This window comes from Listeria aquatica FSL S10-1188 (genome assembly GCF_000525795.1).
GTDB lineage: Bacteria > Bacillota > Bacilli > Lactobacillales > Listeriaceae > Listeria > Listeria aquatica.
This window is the reverse complement of sequence record NZ_AOCG01000001.1, coordinates 75,004-91,418: the sequence shown is the minus strand read 5'-3', so window position 1 is coordinate 91,418 and position 16,415 is coordinate 75,004. Positions and strand designations below refer to the sequence as shown.

At 39.6% G+C, this 16,415-nt stretch carries 22 protein-coding genes and 3 pseudogenes; 3 read left to right on the top strand and 22 right to left on the bottom strand.

Going from position 1 to position 16,415, the window contains the following annotated elements:
* Window position 1 precedes the first annotated feature (1 nt).
* Entirely contained in the window at window positions 2–574 is a 573-nt protein-coding gene (gene pdxT / locus MAQA_RS00470; RefSeq protein ID WP_036070267.1) for a pyridoxal 5'-phosphate synthase glutaminase subunit PdxT, read from the top strand.
* A 134-nt stretch (window positions 575–708) separates the two neighbouring features.
* On the opposite strand, the pseudogene MAQA_RS15950 reads toward pdxT, so the two are convergent.
* The 18 genes and pseudogenes from MAQA_RS15950 to MAQA_RS00390 all read right to left on the bottom strand — a co-directional run.
* Window positions 709–951, bottom strand: a pseudogene (locus MAQA_RS15950) (restriction endonuclease); the annotation flags it as partial.
* A gap of 40 nt (window positions 952–991) precedes the next feature.
* Complete coding sequence (locus MAQA_RS00460; protein WP_036070265.1) at window positions 992–1,426, bottom strand: universal stress protein; 435 nt, start codon at window positions 1,424–1,426, stop codon at window positions 992–994.
* 12 nt (window positions 1,427–1,438) lie between these two features.
* Complete coding sequence (locus tag MAQA_RS00455; RefSeq protein WP_052008375.1) at window positions 1,439–1,804, bottom strand: DUF1622 domain-containing protein; 366 nt, start codon at window positions 1,802–1,804, stop codon at window positions 1,439–1,441.
* Between the two features lie 64 nt (window positions 1,805–1,868).
* Window positions 1,869–2,135, bottom strand: a complete 267-nt coding sequence (locus tag MAQA_RS00450; protein WP_036070260.1) for a hypothetical protein — start codon at window positions 2,133–2,135, stop codon at window positions 1,869–1,871.
* A 32-nt stretch (window positions 2,136–2,167) separates the two neighbouring features.
* Window positions 2,168–2,377: a YiaA/YiaB family inner membrane protein gene (locus MAQA_RS00445; protein WP_241462993.1), complete on the bottom strand. Its 210-nt coding sequence runs from the start codon at window positions 2,375–2,377 to the stop codon at window positions 2,168–2,170.
* 245 nt (window positions 2,378–2,622) lie between these two features.
* A complete protein-coding gene (locus MAQA_RS14765; RefSeq protein ID WP_206537494.1) occupies window positions 2,623–3,396 on the bottom strand; it encodes an FGGY-family carbohydrate kinase in 774 nt (257 codons plus the stop codon).
* 25 nt (window positions 3,397–3,421) lie between these two features.
* Window positions 3,422–4,099: an FGGY family carbohydrate kinase gene (locus MAQA_RS14760; RefSeq protein ID WP_206537493.1), complete on the bottom strand. Its 678-nt coding sequence runs from the start codon at window positions 4,097–4,099 to the stop codon at window positions 3,422–3,424.
* A gap of 15 nt (window positions 4,100–4,114) precedes the next feature.
* Window positions 4,115–5,089 carry an aldose epimerase family protein gene (locus MAQA_RS00435; protein WP_036070258.1) on the bottom strand — a complete coding sequence of 325 codons (975 nt, stop codon included), beginning with the start codon at window positions 5,087–5,089 and terminating at the stop codon, window positions 4,115–4,117.
* Window positions 5,090–5,145: 56 nt separating this feature from the next.
* A complete protein-coding gene (locus MAQA_RS00430) occupies window positions 5,146–5,673 on the bottom strand; it encodes a D-lyxose/D-mannose family sugar isomerase (RefSeq protein WP_036070250.1) in 528 nt (175 codons plus the stop codon).
* A 19-nt stretch (window positions 5,674–5,692) separates the two neighbouring features.
* Complete coding sequence (locus MAQA_RS00425) at window positions 5,693–6,751, bottom strand: PTS fructose transporter subunit IIC (RefSeq protein ID WP_052008374.1); 1,059 nt, start codon at window positions 6,749–6,751, stop codon at window positions 5,693–5,695.
* A 104-nt stretch (window positions 6,752–6,855) separates the two neighbouring features.
* A complete protein-coding gene (locus tag MAQA_RS00420) occupies window positions 6,856–7,158 on the bottom strand; it encodes a PTS fructose transporter subunit IIB (RefSeq protein ID WP_036070246.1) in 303 nt (100 codons plus the stop codon).
* 17 nt (window positions 7,159–7,175) lie between these two features.
* Window positions 7,176–8,048, bottom strand: a complete 873-nt coding sequence (locus MAQA_RS00415) for a ketose-bisphosphate aldolase (RefSeq protein WP_036070245.1) — start codon at window positions 8,046–8,048, stop codon at window positions 7,176–7,178.
* Between the two features lie 29 nt (window positions 8,049–8,077).
* The gene (locus tag MAQA_RS00410) at window positions 8,078–8,539 is read right to left on the bottom strand and encodes a PTS sugar transporter subunit IIA (protein ID WP_036070243.1); all 462 of its coding nucleotides are present in this window, start codon (window positions 8,537–8,539) and stop codon (window positions 8,078–8,080) included.
* A 2-nt stretch (window positions 8,540–8,541) separates the two neighbouring features.
* Complete coding sequence (locus tag MAQA_RS00405; RefSeq protein ID WP_206537492.1) at window positions 8,542–9,651, bottom strand: BglG family transcription antiterminator; 1,110 nt, start codon at window positions 9,649–9,651, stop codon at window positions 8,542–8,544.
* A 37-nt stretch (window positions 9,652–9,688) separates the two neighbouring features.
* Window positions 9,689–10,012, bottom strand: coding sequence for an HTH domain-containing protein (locus MAQA_RS14755; RefSeq protein WP_206537491.1), 324 nt, complete (start codon window positions 10,010–10,012; stop codon window positions 9,689–9,691).
* Window positions 10,013–10,403: 391 nt separating this feature from the next.
* A complete protein-coding gene (locus tag MAQA_RS00400; protein ID WP_036070377.1) occupies window positions 10,404–11,252 on the bottom strand; it encodes an aldo/keto reductase in 849 nt (282 codons plus the stop codon).
* Between the two features lie 17 nt (window positions 11,253–11,269).
* Window positions 11,270–11,560, bottom strand: coding sequence for a DUF1905 domain-containing protein (locus MAQA_RS00395; protein ID WP_036070242.1), 291 nt, complete (start codon window positions 11,558–11,560; stop codon window positions 11,270–11,272).
* Between the two features lie 14 nt (window positions 11,561–11,574).
* Window positions 11,575–12,174: a TetR/AcrR family transcriptional regulator gene (locus MAQA_RS00390; RefSeq protein ID WP_036070239.1), complete on the bottom strand. Its 600-nt coding sequence runs from the start codon at window positions 12,172–12,174 to the stop codon at window positions 11,575–11,577.
* A gap of 278 nt (window positions 12,175–12,452) precedes the next feature.
* Here MAQA_RS00390 and MAQA_RS00385 point away from each other — a divergent pair.
* Window positions 12,453–13,335 (top strand): annotated as a pseudogene (locus tag MAQA_RS00385) (ABC transporter ATP-binding protein).
* A gap of 24 nt (window positions 13,336–13,359) precedes the next feature.
* Entirely contained in the window at window positions 13,360–14,973 is a 1,614-nt protein-coding gene (locus MAQA_RS00380) for an ABC transporter permease (RefSeq protein ID WP_036070236.1), read from the top strand.
* A gap of 225 nt (window positions 14,974–15,198) precedes the next feature.
* On the opposite strand, the gene MAQA_RS15945 is transcribed toward MAQA_RS00380, so the two are convergent.
* The 4 genes and pseudogenes from MAQA_RS15945 to MAQA_RS00365 form a co-directional block, all read right to left on the bottom strand.
* Window positions 15,199–15,510 (bottom strand): MspI family type II restriction endonuclease, encoded by a 312-nt coding sequence (locus tag MAQA_RS15945; RefSeq protein ID WP_036070234.1) that lies wholly within the window; start codon window positions 15,508–15,510, stop codon window positions 15,199–15,201.
* Window positions 15,473–15,580, bottom strand: a pseudogene (locus MAQA_RS16730) (hypothetical protein); the annotation flags it as partial. The pseudogene MAQA_RS16730 and the gene MAQA_RS15945, both read right to left, overlap by 38 nt.
* Before the next feature lie 28 nt (window positions 15,581–15,608).
* Window positions 15,609–16,061 (bottom strand): MspI family type II restriction endonuclease, encoded by a 453-nt coding sequence (locus MAQA_RS15940; RefSeq protein ID WP_036070231.1) that lies wholly within the window; start codon window positions 16,059–16,061, stop codon window positions 15,609–15,611.
* On the bottom strand, window positions 16,033–16,308 hold the full coding sequence (locus MAQA_RS00365) for a hypothetical protein (RefSeq protein ID WP_036070229.1): 276 nt from the start codon (window positions 16,306–16,308) through the stop codon (window positions 16,033–16,035). Before MAQA_RS00365 ends, MAQA_RS15940 begins: the two co-directional genes overlap by 29 nt.
* Window positions 16,309–16,415: the final 107 nt, after the last annotated feature.

Below are 16,415 nucleotides of genomic sequence, written 5' to 3'. Positions count from 1 at the left end.
ATTGAATGCGAAAAAAATCGGCGTATTAGCCTTACAAGGTGCTGTAAGCGAACACCTAGTAGCCATCCAAAAGTTAGGTGCTACACCCGTCTCCGTGAAGCGTCCCGAACAACTTGAAGCACTTGATGGCTTGATCTTGCCTGGCGGTGAGAGCACAACGATGCGGCGGCTCATGAAGCGTTTCGGACTATTTGAACCACTTCGCACTTTCCATCAAGCAGGAAAAGGGATTCTCGGAACTTGTGCCGGGATGGTGCTTGCAGCGCGAGAAACAGATAGCGGGGAAGAAAGCCTCAGTTTGATCGACGCCAAGGTGATTCGGAATGGCTTCGGGCGACAGAAAGAAAGTTTCGAAGCACCGCTTGCGATTGAAGGCATTTCAGGTGGACCCTTCCAAGCAGTTTTTATCCGCGCACCATATCTCGAACAGCTTGGAAAAAAGCCTGAGGTTCTTGCAAGAATCGATGAAAAAATCGTTGCGGCGCGACAAGAAAATGTTCTTGTGGCTGCTTTCCATCCAGAATTAACGGACGACTTGCGCCTTTTGGAATATTTTATCCGCGAATGTATTTAAAAAGAGGCTAACTATAAAATAAAAAGAACAGAATCGTCAAGCATATCATTTTTTCAAATGACGCCATTAAACGATTTCTGTTCTTTTACTTTTAAATGGTTATCTTCATTTTTTATTTTGTTTCTATCTCTTTTCTACTCTTCAAATTCAAAATAATCATTATCTATCCGGTAAACGGTATACTTTTTTGCGACCTCAACGCCAACATTATACTTTAGCATAAAATCTGTAAGTTCAATTCCATCAATCAAAACAATTCCTTGTGACTTCGAAAATTCTATAGCACCTTTAGAAAATCTAGACGTTGTAATGAAAACACCTCTATCTGCTTTGACAGCAGCTAATGCACCATAAAATTTTTGTATCTCACCTCTTTGGACAGTATTTCCCTCGGCATATCGCTACAAAAGCAATTATTTAATTTACAATCAACACGCTACAAGGAGCATGTTTCGTAACGTAAGCTGATGTCGATCCAAGCAACATTCGCTCTACAGCATTTTTACCTGTTCTACCTAAAATAATCAAGTCGATCGCATGCTTCTCTGCATACTCGACAATTTGTTTACTTGCGTCGCCTTCTGCGGTTACTTTTTTAACAGGTCTTTTCACATCTGTACTTGCCACAAGCTGGTTCAAGTAGGTTTCAGCTATCGTTTCAAATTCATCCGTTTCTGGTAAAATTTGGTATTCTGGTGATAAATAAAATTCTTGATCATTCGGTAATGATTGATCTACCACAGCAAGCAGAGTGATTTCTGCTTTCTCCCCGTATTCGAGCGCCTCCGAAAAAGCATGATAGGATTTCTCAGAACCATCTACTGCTACTAAAATTTTGCGTTTTTCTGTCATACAATTCTCTCCTTAGTTGTCCTCAGATTCTTTAATTTCTTTTGTCAAAAAATAGGAAATAACCGTTCGAATAACAACGATCAGACCAAGCATCATAATATCCTTAAACGTTGGCTTAACAATGGTTTCAATAATATCAGCAGCAATAAGCACTTCCAAACTGAGTAGCACATAACTTCCCAATTTGTTCTTAACTGAATTATTCGTCCTTACAATATCTTGTTTTTTCCCTGGTTGAACAAGTTTACTTAGCAAAAACCAGACAACATGCGCGACCCCAATCACTAAAATAAGAATCGAGATCAAGTTGAGAATTAAAACAAGCCACTCTATTACCGGCAAAAGAAACCTCGTTAAGTTTTCACTTTGTCCAAACATTGGTTGTCTCCTTTTTCATTATAATAAAAAAATTTCACTTTATTTTCAACTTATACCCTTTTATTCACTTTTTATTTATAAAAAAACTTACTTTGCTCAAAATAAAAACAATCTGCAAGTCATCCAAACTCACAGATTGCTTTTCATTTAATTCAATTAGACAAGCGTTCTTCCTTTTTAGTAGAATAACTACACTTGCACCCATACAAATTCCTTGAATAGCGGAAAAAGCACTATGACTCATTCCAAAATTCTTTTTCTTAATAAGTGTATGTAGGATAGCCGTGCAAATCGTATAAAGAATTGCTAAAACAAATAGTAGTATCAACATGCAGTAATGCTCTTTCTTTTAAATAAACTCGACTATTCTTGGCTAGTTTGATCGCGTTCCATATCAACAGCGCGAAACATCTGGTTGTATCGTTCTTCATCTTCTTGATTATCACGTACCACTTTGGCTACTGTGAACGCTGAAGAAACTAGGCCAATGGATGCCATAAAATAATATCCTTTAACCATTAGTGGTTCTTTTAACGTAATAAGCCCAATAATCATCAATGCTAGAAACGCCAAAAAAGGCTCCCCACGCCAACAATACGAATGCTGGTGAATTTCGATAAGCTTTTCTTTTCATCTGTTTTCTCCTTTTTTGTTAATTATTTACGTCATTAGTTTACCACATCTATTGACGATTTAATGTGACAATTTTTCGACATTTTTATTTACTATTCTATACTTTTTTATACAAAAAAATAAAAAAAGTGTGCAAAAAAAACAGTTGAGTGCATTCATACTCACATGCGCACCCAACTGACTTTTCATTTCCTTTTCTTACTCCATTGATTTTGCAGCTCACTTTGTTCTAAAAAACGTTGATAAGCTTCCCTGTAGCACACAATGTTTTCTTCAACCGGCATAAGGACCTTTCTTAGAGGATTAAATTTCGCCAAGATCTCTGACGCGTCCCTGCCCTCTGCACCTTGAATTGCGCACATCAGAGCTCCAAACGCTGGCCCTTCATCAAGCGTGAGCACCTCCATTTTCGTTTCAAAAATATCCGCAAACATTTGAAGCCACAACGGATTTTTAACAACACCACCCGTAATCCGAAACGTCTGGATCGACTCGCTAAGTTCCATCTCTTGATAGACATTTTTAAGTGAAAATGCCACCCCCTCAAGAATCGCCCGAACAATATCCTGACGCGTATGATTCGCTCTCACGCCCGTTATTGAAGCACTCAAATAGGGATTGAAATACGGGCTGCGTTCACCGAATAAATACGGATTGAACACAACACCATTTGCCCCAATCGGAACTTGCGCAAGCTCGCTTGTTAATTCTTCAAAGTCTTCCTCGGGTGCAAAAACCTTTCTAAACCATTCAAGGGAATAACCCGCAGATAAAGTTACACCCATTTTGTAGTCCCATCCAGAAATAGCGGAATTAAAATAATGATACTTTCCAGTGACTCTCTCTGCCCGCTTTGAATAGGCAAGCACGACGCCCGATGTGCCAACTGAAATCAATCCTTGTGATTCTGGATGACTAATATTGCCTAACGCTCCGCAAGCATTGTCTGCCCCACCCATGATAATCCGAACATCACTTTCAAGATTAAATTTCTTTTTTAAGTGCGGGCTTTAATTGCCCCACCGTATCCAGAGATTCAGCAATCCTCGGACATTTCTTTGCATCAATTCCCAGCTCTTCAAGTAAAGAAAGATCCCAAGTATGCCGCTTCACATCGTACAAAATGGTTCCAGAGGCATCCGAACGGTCAGTAAAAACCTCCCCAGTTAAATAATAAACAAGATAATCCTTTGGCATCATGAATTTCCATGTTCGCTCAAACAATTCTCTCTCGTTACGCTTGACCCATAATAGTTTAGGCAAGGTGAAGCCTTCTAGCGCTCTATTTTTTTCAACTTCTAGCAAATGCTCCAAATAAGTCTCATTTAAAAATCCCACTTCCGCAACCGTTCGCGTATCATTCCATAAAATCGCATTTCGAAGTGGCTTCCCTTCATCATCTAGCAACACTAAACTATGCATCTGACCAGAAAACGAAATGGCTTCTAGATCACTCGCAAGTTGTGGCACTTCAAGCAACAACTGACTAAAAGCATCATCAAATGCTTGTAGCCAGTCCTGCGGGTTTTCCTCGCTGTAAAGAGGCTCTTCTGAAAGAATACTAAATGGGCTCGTTGTCGTAGCTAAAATTGTCCCATCTCCTCTTGCTGCAATCATTTTGATTGAACTAGTTCCTAGATCTACCCCGATATAACACGCCAAATCACTCACTCCTTTTTAAAGAATTTCATACTCTGTGAATGTATAATAATCGTCTGTTAAATACTCCATCGCTTCGTGAACATAATTGGGTTTACGCTGCATTTCAAAAGTGATCCCTTGATACTTGGTCATGTGACGCCCGCTGTTTATAGGAGTCGGTGCTGTGATTTTATTGGCTGTATAAATCACACAAGCTTCTTGGTTCGAACGAATTACAAGTTGATTCGTTTCCGTATCATCTGTTAGTTCAATTTTAGCCATTTCAATATCGTCCGGCTCTTTAAAGCAATACGCCAAATCGATTCCTCCTGCGCAAATCTCGGATAGCTCTGTTCCAAGTTGAAAGGCTTTCCCCACTTCCGCACGAGAATTAAAGTTAAACGGCGCATAGCTAGGCTCCCCATCCCCGAAATCGACATAACCTTTCGTTGGAACAAACTCAGAATCAATAAGCTGCAAACGCGCCTCTGCCGTTTTCAGTTGGTGCGTCTCAATAGTTGTTTTATCTGTATTCAAATTAAAAAAAGCATGATTGGTTAAATTGCAGATGGTTGGTACATTCGCTTTGCCGTACATCTCGATACGAAACCGATTTTTCTCTAGCCTATAAACGAGCCGAAATTGCATATTTTCATACGGTGATGCGGTATCCACAAAGTTAAGTTCATAGGCAGAACCGTGAAGCCTTTCTACTTTCCATTCTTGAAAGTGCAGGCCATTTTGTCCGCCATGCAAATGGAGCTTCCCCTCATTACAATCAAGCTCCACTTTTTCTCCCGCCGCATTTGTATAAAAAGGCGGAGAAGTCCGTCCGGCATTTCGACCAATCGTCGCTCCCAGAAAGTAAGGATTCGTTTGGTATTCATCCAAATCTGCATAATGGATTAAATAATTGGTATCCGTTTTTTTATTGATCATTTTCGTTAAACAACCGCCTCGTGCTATAAACTCTATCCGAACTTCATCATTTTCAATTTGGTAAGTTTTCATGCTTCCCTCCAGAAAAACAGACTTGAACTCGAGATAAGTCCAAGTCTGCCAACTCTTTATTCCGTCACACGTTTTACATTTGGATTGGTAAAAATATCGCTTGGATCATCACTTGGCGTTGAAAATTCAGAAATGATCGCCCCTTCTTCGCCAGCTTGAAACCAGTGAAGTGTGTTTGGCTCAATCGTAAATTGCTCACCCGGATTCAGCTCAATTTCGTGTCTAACCGTATAATAGGCTTCTTGTCCTTCCGGAATTTGGCTTTTGATGCTTTTCGTATTTTCCTCGCCTTCCACATACAGATAGACTTTTCCTTTGCGGCAGCGGAAAGTTTCACGTTTCCCTTCAATTTCCTGGTTCACACCTCGTCTTGGATGCCGATGTTCTGGACAAGTCTGCCCCGGTAAAAGCGCCATTTCCTTCGCACAGTAAGTATCGTTATTGACATAAACAATTAAATTCAATCCTTCTGTTTCCAACCGGTTTAATCCAAAGTCTGCGTAGTCAATGCTTTTTAGCTCTTCATCCGTGAACGCAATCCCAGAATCTAGAAAAGCTTGCTTTATTCGCGCTTGATAATCCATGTACTTCCACTCCTAGCTATTAATTAATTTTAAGATCGTCCCAAGAAATTTCTTCTTCCTCTTTTTCTTCAACAATAATTTCTGCATTCGGATCGACTCGCTTTTTAAGAACCAGAATGGAAACGGCTGTTACAAGCGAACCAATCGTGAGTGCAGCAAGGAATGCCCATGGATTTGTCATCGTTGGAACAGCGAACATCCCAGATGCCGGAATGTGGCTATCTGCTCCCCAAAGCATGCTTAAACCTCCCCCAACGGCTCCGCCGATCCCAGTAGCTATCACACAACGCAACAAGTCATTTAAAACAATCGGGAAACACCCTTCTGTAATTTGACAGATCCCCATCGGAAAGGCCGTTTTCAAAGTTTCCACTTCTTGTTTGTTGAAGATGTTTTTACGAACCACTTTACCTAAGAAATAAGCAATCGTAAGTCCGAATGGCGTTACCATTGAAGCGAGGATCAACACCGTTATCGGTTCATAAATCCCTTCAGAAAAGAGCGCGAAAACAAAGGCAAACACCACTTTATTAATCGCCCCGCCGTAGTCAATCGAAGCGAGCACACCGATGATCGCTCCATATACAAAGAGTGAAGATGTATTCAAGTTGCCTAAGTAATTAGTCAGCATTTCGGTAAACCAAGTAATTGGCGTTCCGACGACATAATACATCACGATTCCAGCCAGAAGCGTACTGATAAATGGAATCACAAGCGTCGGCATCAAACCTTCCATCCAGCTTGGAACTTTAATATAAGTGACTAATAAAACCACAATAACACCTGAAATATAACCGCCCACTAAGCCACCAAGGAAGCCTGTACCAATTCCATTTGCTACCATCCCAACGATTAGTCCAGGCGCAATACCTGGCTTATCCGCAATCGAATACGCAATCGCCGTCGAAACGATCATTGGCAGTAAGCCGAGCCCGTATCCTCCCATCGTTGTTAAGGCATCAGAGAAGGAAAAGCCATCCTTGAAGCTTTCAATATTTGCTCCACCTGTCATGTTCCCAATTGCAAGCAAGAAACCAGAAGCCACTATGATCGGCAGAAAGAACGAAATGGCTGTCATCAGATGCTTTTTTAAAACCGATATTTTTAAGCGCTTTCATTGTTTTACCTCCTAAAAGCAAGGCACATTGGTTTCCGTAACGCACCTTGCTTATTTTTTTGTTTTTAAACCTGTTCTACTTTTTCAACCAATTTAGTTGGCGATTTAACCACTAAACTTGTTGGCACTTCTACAACTTTTTTGTCCTTAAATCGTTCACGACCGTTCACTTTGATGTCCGCTGCGATGATCACAATATCCGCGGCATCAATATCTTGCTGTGTGAGCGCATCTTGCGTCCCGGCAAGCCCTTGCGTTTCGATATGAATTTCGTGTCCTCTATCTTCCGCCGCTTTAGAAAGTTTTTCCTTCGCAATATAAGTATGCGCAATACCTGCCGTGCAGGCTGCAATACCAACAATTTTCATCAGTCCTACCTCCCCTTCTAGTTAAAATAATGTTTGGCTTGATCGATCGAATTAAACAATTTAATCTTTTCAAGTGCGACTTTTTTCGTTTCTTCCATACATTTCGGGAAAAGAACGTTTGGTTCGCGAATTTCTGAGTTACCCCCATTTAAAATTTCGCGCAGCTTATTCGCAAAAACAATCTTGATGTCACTTGAAATATTAATTTTGTTTACCCCCATCGTTACAGCTTTGGCAATTTCTTCGTCTGGGTTGCTTGAACCTCCGTGTAAAACAAGCGGGATATCCGTTGCTTTTTCAATTTCTTCCAAAATATCGAGACGTAGTTTAGGATCAACGTCTTTTGGATAAATACCATGCGCCGTTCCAATCGCAACCGCCAAACTATCAACGCCTGTTTTATCAATAAAGTCTTGAGCCACTTTCGGATCGGTATAAATGACTTCACTTACGCCGCCTTCAACCGTATTCCCCGTATCGCCAATCGTTCCAAGTTCTGCTTCAACAGAAACCCCCACCGGATGCGCTGCAGCCACTACTTTTTTCGAAATCTCAACATTTTCTTCATAAGGCAAGTGGGAAGCGTCGATCATAACCGATGTAAATCCAAGTTGAATCGCATGAATCACTTGTTCATAGCTTGCCCCGTGATCTAAATGGATACAAACCGGGATTTTAGTATGATTCGCTAAGAACTTCACTTGATCTACAAAGCTATCCGTCAAAAAGCTTAATTCATCAGGGTGAATCGCGATCATAACTGGCGACTTAGCTTCTTCACATGCCTCCATCACCGCATTTAAAAGTTGACCAGATCCCGCATTAAACGCCGGAACCGCGAATTTTCTTTCTTTTGCTACCGCCATAATTTCTTTTCCAGATACTAACATAATTTCCTCTCCTACTTTCCTTTTGTATTTTATTTATTAGTAATCAGTTGATACATTTCATCCACTGACGTAACTCCCTTTAAATCATCTAAAAAGTCTTCATCCGCTAGCAGTGTTGCCACTTGTTGAAGGAGTAACACATGTGTCGTGTTGATATCCGAATCTTTGACTGCGAACAAAATGATCACTTCAACATCCTCACCGTCGAGCGTTTCCCACTTGATCGGTTTTTCTAGCGTAGCCACCGCAATCGTTGTCGTCTCAACTGAAGCAGACTTCCCGTGCGGGATAGCGATTCCTTGACCAATTCCCGTTTCCCCTTCCGTTTCCCGCAGATATACATCCTCTAAAAAAGCCGCTTCATCTGCAATATAGTGATTTTCATGAAGCAAATGAATAAGCTCCCTCAAAATCTCGTCCTTATTTCCCGCCTTTGAGTTAATTAAAATCAACTCTTTATGAATGACTTCTTCTAATACAACCTTTTCCATAATTAAGTCTCCTTTATCATGTAATTAATTTTCTGTATATCTTGGCTTGTCAATAATGGACTTATTGTTAAAACTGGAAGATTTACTGAATTTAGTGGGACTCGCAAAGTCGAAAGAATCAAATCAATGTTTTCATCCAGAAACGCCTTATTATTTTTCATCTGCCTTTGACTCATCGTAGCCACAATATTGATATTTTGGACATTCTTTTCTAAGCGAATCTTTAGCAGTTCCGATGTTCCAATCCCTGTTGAACAAACTAACAGCACATTTTTGGCTTTGTTCTTGCTTAACTTATATTTTTCAAAGTAAAGCGTGAGATACCCAATCTCCTCCTCATTAATCTTTGTTTCAAAAGTCAGCTCCTTGTTGATTTCCGAAATAATGGCCTTGAGATTATAAAAAGTATCTCGGTATTCCACTTTCTCCTCTTCCAGCAAATTATTTTCTACCGTGATGCCGCTTCTTAGTCGGCTAAGCATCGGGAGCGTGTGCTGGTAAATATCCTCATACAGTGAGCGACAACTTGGTAAGAGTGACTTATCCGAGATATTGAAAAAACTAGTTATCAACTGATTGGAGATTAATTCTGCTAAACTTTTGTCTACATTACTGCTTTCTCTTTCTTGGATATTAATCGAATATAGATTTTGGAAAATAAAGAATTCTTCCATTTCACTTAATTCGAGATTCAAATAACTTTCAATATTCCCTTTGATTTGCCTAGCCACATTAGCTAGCCTTCTATTGGTATCAAGCAGCTGCAACTCATCGAATTCCAGCGGTTCTTGCCTTTTGAGATAAGCAACATCCCCCTCACGATAACGTTTGAGCAACATATAAATATGCGTATAAAGCGTGATGTCGTAAGGATAATTGATTGTTTCGCCAATGGTTTCCTCAAGAAGCGCCAACTGCTTATCAAGAAAATACTTATCGAATTCATCAAGTTCGATTCCAATTTCCCCAAGCGCATTCAAATTGTGTGTTTCCAAAATAATTTCATGAATCGCCTTTCGAATATCTTGTTCCTTCCCCTCGATCCAAACATGATCCTGATTCATGTGAAGGTTAATGCGATAGCAAAGCAGTCGCTCTTCCAATTTTTTCATAAGACGCTCTGCCGTACTTTCACTTACATATTCAAACTTAAAAGCTTCGCGACTTTTTTTTGTTGGGGTGTTTATACATTAACGATAGCAGTAAATCATTTAACTGATTTTCCTCTTTATAGTCGACCGACTGTTGAATATTGATATTGATGAATTCTGGATTCAAAATGTAGCCTTTGCCCGCTTCCGATAAGATAAGCGGTTTTTGATAATCAACTTGCACAATGTCATTGATTTTTTTCACTAATCGATAAATGGTCTTGTTTGAAACGAAAAGTTGACTTGCTAACTCACCGGCTGAAGTAAATGTTTCATAATTTAATACATTTAATAAGTTGCTCTCGTTTGTACTAAAAATCATTTCAACCACCTCACAGTTATTATTATAAGAGTTTTGTATGCGTTTACACGTCAATCTATGTCCACAGAGACGGACAATCACTCAAGAAGTGGTTTGTTCCCCAAGCACACACGCCATAACTTATATTATTTTACATTTCTAATTATAATAAAAAACGCCTCCATTAATAACCCCATAACCAACTTTCGCAAGAATTTAAACGCTAAAAAGCGCTAGCGCCCTAACCTTTCCTAAGCTGACCTCGCCCTTCTTGAAAATCTCTTCCATTAACTTTATCCATTTTTCCTTTGCTTCCGTACAATGCTTATCCACGCGTTTCTTTCCTTGTAAACTTATACTTAACTAAAATAAAAAAGCTACCAATAGCCTTCTACTGGTAGCTTTTATCTCTTTATTCCAAAGTAATTCCATTTAGCCGTTCTACAAGTTGATAATTTTCACGTGGCCCCGCACTATTTGGCGCACGATCTAAACTTGCAATTTGCTGCAATTCTTCCTCTGTAAGTTTAAAATCAAAAATCGCAAAGTTTTCTTTGATCCGCTCTAAATGCGTTGATTTTGGAATCGCCATATTCCCAATCTGCGTTTGCCATCTCAAAATCACTTGCGGAACCGTCTTTCCGTGTTTCTTCGCAATCTCCGTCAAAACAGCATCCTCAAAAATGCCATCTTTCCCTTGATTAAACGGACTCCAAGCTTCGATCGAAACATCAAAATGAGCCGCCGTATCGCGTTGCAATGCTTGTTGGCGATACGGATGGAGTTCAATTTGGTCAAGTACCGGTTTCACTTCATGATTTAAAATCAAATCCGTAAGCCGCCCTGTAGAAAAGTTAGAAACTCCAATTGCCTTTATCTTCTCTGCCTTGTATAGTTCCGTTAAAGCCCGCCATGCCCCGTAATAATCATTATACGGTTGATGAATTAAAAAGATATCCAAATAATCCGTCCCGAGCTTTTTCGTCGAACGCTCAAAAGCTCGCATCGCCCCATCATAACTTGCATCCGTAATCCATAGCTTCGTTGTCAAAGTAATTTCACTTCTTGGAATGCCACTTTTTTGAATCGCTCGGCCAACCGCTTCTTCATTCAAATATACAGCAGCCGTATCAATCAACCGGTAACCCGTTTGAAGCGCATGTAAAACCGCCTGTTCCGCTTCACCTTGATCCGTAATTTGAAATACTCCAAACCCGAGCACCGGCACCTTTAACCCATTATTCAAAGTTTTATATTCCATCAAAAAGACTTCCCTTCTTAAATTCGTTCCTGCACCATTATATGAACCGTATCACCAATCGTTTTCCCGATTTTCGTGCGGATATCTTTTCGGATACCCAAAATATAACAAACCGAACCATCCGCATTTTTAACACCCATATTAACAATACTACCTTCATAAGGCTCCCCGTCAAAGCTTGCCTTAACTTTTATGCGACCTTTTCCGAATTCCTCGCGCACATCATATGGAAACACTGTATATGCGCCACCTTTTCCAACTTCCGCTTCAAAAATTTCTGAGTCATACTCATATATTTTTTCATTCATACACGCAAAACCTCCTATTTCTTGCTTGGGGCAATTCCTTTAACAATAATTTCTGTCCATTCTTCTGTATATGGCAAAATTTTATCATAGATTTTCGGATTCGAAATCCCTTCGACAAGCGCCTCAAAAAATAGCATTAAAAATTCATCCGAATACCTTAAATCCACTTTTCCTTCTTTACGACCGCGGTGAAATAAATCAAGCATAATGCTAAAACTTTCTTTTGTGTAAGTTTCCATCAAGAGCGATAAATCACGGTCTTCCTTTTGCGTATAATAACCCATTAAATCCATATAAAACTGATGTTCAATTTGTTCTAGATAACGAATCTTATTTTGACTCATGGCAATCAGCGTTTCTTCAAACGGCCGATTTTCTGCCATAATCGCTTTAGCTGAATCCGCCATATTCGTCATAAACTCAATAAACACCTGATGAATCAAATTATCCTTGCTACCAAAATACTTAAAAATCGTTGCCTTGCTAACGCCTGATTGCTTGACAATTTCATCAATAGTCACACTTTCAACGCCCTGAGGAGAATTCATTAAATCAAAAGTAGCGGTTAAAATTTGCTTTCTTTTTTCTTCGCTGCGTTTTTCAAATCCGTTCATCGCTCTTCAACCTCTCATTTATATAATAAACTATTATCAACTTTTCAGTTTATATTATTTTCTCTTCCTATTATATAATCCATTTAATAAACTATCAAGCAGAAAACAGTCGTAAAATTTATAAAAATTTTGATTGACAAGTGCTGCAAAATGGAATATTATTGTCCTGAAATCAGAATTTCAGTTTATAAAATAGAAAATACGGGTAATTTTAAACCTAAGAAAGTAATCTCATTCTATTTTATCATCAAACTTAAAAAAAGGAGTATCAAAAAATCATGGCAGAAATTGTAAAAGTCGAACATTTGCAAAAGAAATTCGGCAAATTCCACGCATTATCTGATGTTTCATTCACCGTAAACCAAGGAGAAGTCCTCGGTTTTATCGGTCCAAACGGCGCCGGAAAGTCCACTACGATCCGCACCTTGCTTGGTATTATTCATAGCGACGGAGGCCAAGCTGAGATTTTCGGCAAAGACGTTTGGAAAGACAGTCTTGAAATCCACAAACGTATCTCCTATGTTCCAGGAGACGTCGCTCTTTGGGGCAGCTTAACCGGCGGAGAAATCATCGACTTATTCATGAAACTGCATGGAAACGGCAATAAAGCCAAGCGTGATGCTCTTATTCAAAAATTCGAACTCGATCCAAAGGAAAAAAGCCAAAAACTATTCAAAAGGAAATCGGCAAAAAGTCGGTTTAATTGCGGCGCTTTCCGTTGACTCTGACCTTTACATTTTTGACGAACCGACATCTGGGCTTGACCCACTAATGGAAGCCATTTTCCAAGATGAAGTTGAAAAAATCAAGCAAGCAGGAAAAGCGATCATTCTATCTTCACACATTTTAAGTGAAGTGGAACGCCTCGCGGATAAAATTGCCATTATTCGCCAAGGAAAAGTCGTAGAAACTGGAACGCTCACTGAACTTCGTCACTTAACACGCTCTACGATTACCGTTCAAACTAAAGAAGACGTAGCGACATTTAAAAACTTGGATGGCGTTCATGATTTCGTTCAAAAAGACGATGAGGCGACATTTTCTGCAGACCATACCGCAATGAATGAAATCCTAGCAACCGCAGCTAAACTCGGCGTAATGAAATTCGAATCCGTTCCGCCAACGCTTGAAGACTTATTCATGCGGCATTACGAAGCTTAGGCGACACGGAGGAGGGAAATTAGAATGAATGAGAAATTTTCACGTTGGATGCTCCTGTTCATCCAATATTTAAAACGAGATTGGAAGAAAATCATTTTTTGGGTCGGAGGACTCGGACTCTTTTCTGGTGCTTACGTTCCCGCATTTGAAGAAATCAGCAAAGGGACGGGACTAATCGGCATGTACGAAACGATGCAAAATCCGGCGATGATCTCGATGGTCGGACCAACCCCTATCACAAGAGCTGGGGATTATACCTTAGGTGCAATGTATGCCAATGAAATGCTACTTTTCTGCGGTTTATTTGCAGCAGTCATCTCCATTTTGCACGTCGTAAGCCACACACGTAAAGAAGAAGACCTTGGCTTAACAGAACTCGTCCGCTCATTTAGCGTTGGACGCCAAGCGAATTCACTCGCCGTTATGAAAGAAACCTTTTTAATCAACTTGCTCCTTGGCACAGTCATCGGCATCATCATGACAAGCTTTGGTGCAGATACAATTACAGCAGAAGGCTCCTTCTTATTCGGCTTTTCTGTAGCTGGTGCGGGACTTCTTGGCGCCGCGATCGCGCTCTTTTTCGCACAAATTATGCCCGCATCATCAGGCACGACAGGGGCATCTCTTGGATTCTTAGGTTTACTTTACATCTTGCGGGCAGCGACTGACACGGCTAATGTGGATTTATCCGCATTTAATCCCATGGGTTGGACGTATCTCACCTACCCTTTCACAGAAAATAACTGGTTACCGATCCTTTACCTCTTACTTTTCGTGATCGTAGTCACTCTTCTTTCGTTCATTTTAGAAAGCGGGCGCGACATGGGAGACGGCTACATTCCACAGCACGAAGGACACGGAGAAGCGCGGCGCGGCCTACTATCTGTTCGCGGCTTACTCACCAAACTAAACAAAGGCATTACGATTGGCTGGCTGATCGCTTTTATCGTGATGGGAGCGGCATACGGTTCCATTTACGGCGACATGCAATCCTTTTTAGAAGGTAACGCATTAATGAAACAGATGTTTAGCAGTTCACACATCTCGCTTGAGGAATCGTTCACAGGGACGATCATGATCGTTCTCGTTTCCCTATCTGCGATTTTACCGATCGCAATTATGAACCGTCTTTTCACAGAAGAAACACGCGGACGCTTCAGCCAACTCTTTTCGACAAAAGTGACTCGCGGAAAACTTTACTGGACAAGCGTGATTCTAGCAACCATAGCAGGCGTACTGGCACTATTTCTTAGCGCAGGAAGCTTAGGCGGGGCGGCACTTTCTTCGATGGGTAGCAGTTCCAAAATGGACTTCGGGGATTTCCTTGGCGCCGGCTTCAACTTTTTCCCTGCCATTTTATTTTTCATTGGCCTCGCCGGCTTATTCCTAGGCTGGCTCCCTAAACTTGGGAAATTTGTTTACATCTATCTAGGCTACTCGTTCATGTTGAATTACTTTGGCGGAATTCTGGACCTTCCAGACTGGTTCTCAAAAACCGCTGTCCAATTTTGGTTCCCACAACTTCCAGGCGAGTCCTTCGATTTACCGACTTTCTTAACAGTTACAGCAATCGGAGTTGTGCTTCTAGTACTAGGATATATCGGGTATAAGCGCCGGGATCTTGTGGAAGGAAATTAAAAATCTCACCAGGCAGAAAACTAGGATCCCTTAATCTTTCCTAGATTTCTGCCTTTAATTCTATTGTATGTTTACTTGCCATAGATGTTATTGCCAAATTTCATGCTGTTATTTTTGTCTCAGATTCTTTAATACAACTTTTCTAATATATTAAATAACTAAAAGTAAACAAAATAAGAATATATGTTTGCCCTTATATACTATTCAATGCTATAATGTTAAACATCAAATCATCTTTGCCTTCAGCTGGATCCTTTCTTTTTTCTTACCTGATGGATATGTCCAGGCAAATGGGGTGTTAAATTGACTTTCAATCTTTTCCTGCATTTTGATAAACTCTGATTTATTAAAAATTGTAAAAGAATCAGATTGGGGCTTATATGTAAGCATATAGTTAGCAATCTGTTCTTTATTTCCTTCGCCCCCAATTCCAAAAAAGGCCCATTCAATTAATGCAGTATTGTACTTACTGATATTTTCTGAGAACTTAATATACAAATCAGGAGAATTTTTTTGCAAAGGCCTTAATTCCACCATATTTCTGAAATTCCCTAATAGCATCTTGCATCATTGTATCACTAACTTTCAATACCTTTATAAAATCTTCAGCGGAATATTCATGAACGGATACTTCTTTAGCGTGTGAATTTTTGGCAACTAATCATTATTTGATAACTTTGCTCATTAGTTCTTATTTGAAGGTAAACATCTGTTTTTGCAGTTCCTCCTGATGGAAGCTTTGGAATATGTTTTGTTGCCAGCATGCTATTAATATTCTCGGATGGGTTGACTCCAAATGATTTTAAGGATAAAAGAAACCAGTCATAATTATCGCCAACAATAGAACTGTCTTGTTTTTTATTCCAACGTTTTACATTATCTTCACTATTAAATATTCTCACAAGTCTCTGTTCTAAGTTAATTCCTCTATCAGCAGTTTTTTTGCCTACGGAGTCTACTGATGAAATTTTTGATTCGATCAAAAGCTCAAGTTCTCGGAATGTTAATACATTATCAAGTGAGCTAAATCTTTTTCCAGAACGAATTTTTCTAGATGCTTCATATCCAATTTTTTTTTTCGTCCTCATCTATTCCATTTGGAATTACTAAATAAGCCAATTCAATAGTAGGATCTAAAATCTTTAAATGCTCAGCTCGATACTCTATTCCCTGAGCTCTATCGGTTCTATAAGTTGACGTGCAATGGATAATCCATGTACTATCATCATTAAAGGTTATTAAAAAATCAAACTTAAAACTGTTTTCTGTGTTAGGATAGTTGAGTGAATAATTTTTTTGGTACTTTTTTAAATTGATTTTTCTTGTTAAATGCATCCAAGATTTCTCCCAAAGCTTTTTTTTACGTCGTTCCCTTTTTTACTTTTTTTACCATTGTCAATATTTGACATTTATTTCAATCCCTTCTTGAATATTAGATACTT

Coding starts and splice junctions, on each gene's coding strand:
- MAQA_RS00460 (WP_036070265.1), bottom strand. CDS start 1,426: ATGACAGAAAAACGCAAAATTTTAGTAGCAGTAGATGGTTCTGAGAAA.
- MAQA_RS00410 (WP_036070243.1), bottom strand. CDS start 8,539: ATGGAAAAGGTTGTATTAGAAGAAGTCATTCATAAAGAGTTGATTTTA.
- MAQA_RS00395 (WP_036070242.1), bottom strand. CDS start 11,560: ATGAATGAAAAAATATATGAGTATGACTCAGAAATTTTTGAAGCGGAA.
- MAQA_RS15940 (WP_036070231.1), bottom strand. CDS start 16,061: ATGAGGACGAAAAAAAAAATTGGATATGAAGCATCTAGAAAAATTCGT.
- MAQA_RS14755 (WP_206537491.1), bottom strand. CDS start 10,012: ATGATTTTTAGTACAAACGAGAGCAACTTATTAAATGTATTAAATTAT.
- MAQA_RS00425 (WP_052008374.1), bottom strand. CDS start 6,751: ATGACAGCCATTTCGTTCTTTCTGCCGATCATAGTGGCTTCTGGTTTC.
- MAQA_RS15945 (WP_036070234.1), bottom strand. CDS start 15,510: ATGGTGGAATTAAGGCCTTTGCAAAAAAATTCTCCTGATTTGTATATT.
- MAQA_RS00420 (WP_036070246.1), bottom strand. CDS start 7,158: ATGAAAATTGTTGGTATTGCAGCCTGCACGGCAGGTATTGCGCATACT.
- MAQA_RS00455 (WP_052008375.1), bottom strand. CDS start 1,804: ATGTTTGGACAAAGTGAAAACTTAACGAGGTTTCTTTTGCCGGTAATA.
- MAQA_RS00390 (WP_036070239.1), bottom strand. CDS start 12,174: ATGAACGGATTTGAAAAACGCAGCGAAGAAAAAAGAAAGCAAATTTTA.
- MAQA_RS00405 (WP_206537492.1), bottom strand. CDS start 9,651: ATGAAAAAATTGGAAGAGCGACTGCTTTGCTATCGCATTAACCTTCAC.
- MAQA_RS00365 (WP_036070229.1), bottom strand. CDS start 16,308: ATGCATTTAACAAGAAAAATCAATTTAAAAAAGTACCAAAAAAATTAT.
- MAQA_RS00380 (WP_036070236.1), top strand. CDS start 13,360: ATGAATGAGAAATTTTCACGTTGGATGCTCCTGTTCATCCAATATTTA.
- MAQA_RS00450 (WP_036070260.1), bottom strand. CDS start 2,135: ATGTTGATACTACTATTTGTTTTAGCAATTCTTTATACGATTTGCACG.
- MAQA_RS00415 (WP_036070245.1), bottom strand. CDS start 8,048: ATGTTAGTATCTGGAAAAGAAATTATGGCGGTAGCAAAAGAAAGAAAA.
- MAQA_RS00400 (WP_036070377.1), bottom strand. CDS start 11,252: ATGGAATATAAAACTTTGAATAATGGGTTAAAGGTGCCGGTGCTCGGG.
- MAQA_RS00435 (WP_036070258.1), bottom strand. CDS start 5,089: ATGAAAACTTACCAAATTGAAAATGATGAAGTTCGGATAGAGTTTATA.
- MAQA_RS14765 (WP_206537494.1), bottom strand. CDS start 3,396: ATGGGTGGGGCAGACAATGCTTGCGGAGCGTTAGGCAATATTAGTCAT.
- MAQA_RS00430 (WP_036070250.1), bottom strand. CDS start 5,673: ATGGATTATCAAGCGCGAATAAAGCAAGCTTTTCTAGATTCTGGGATT.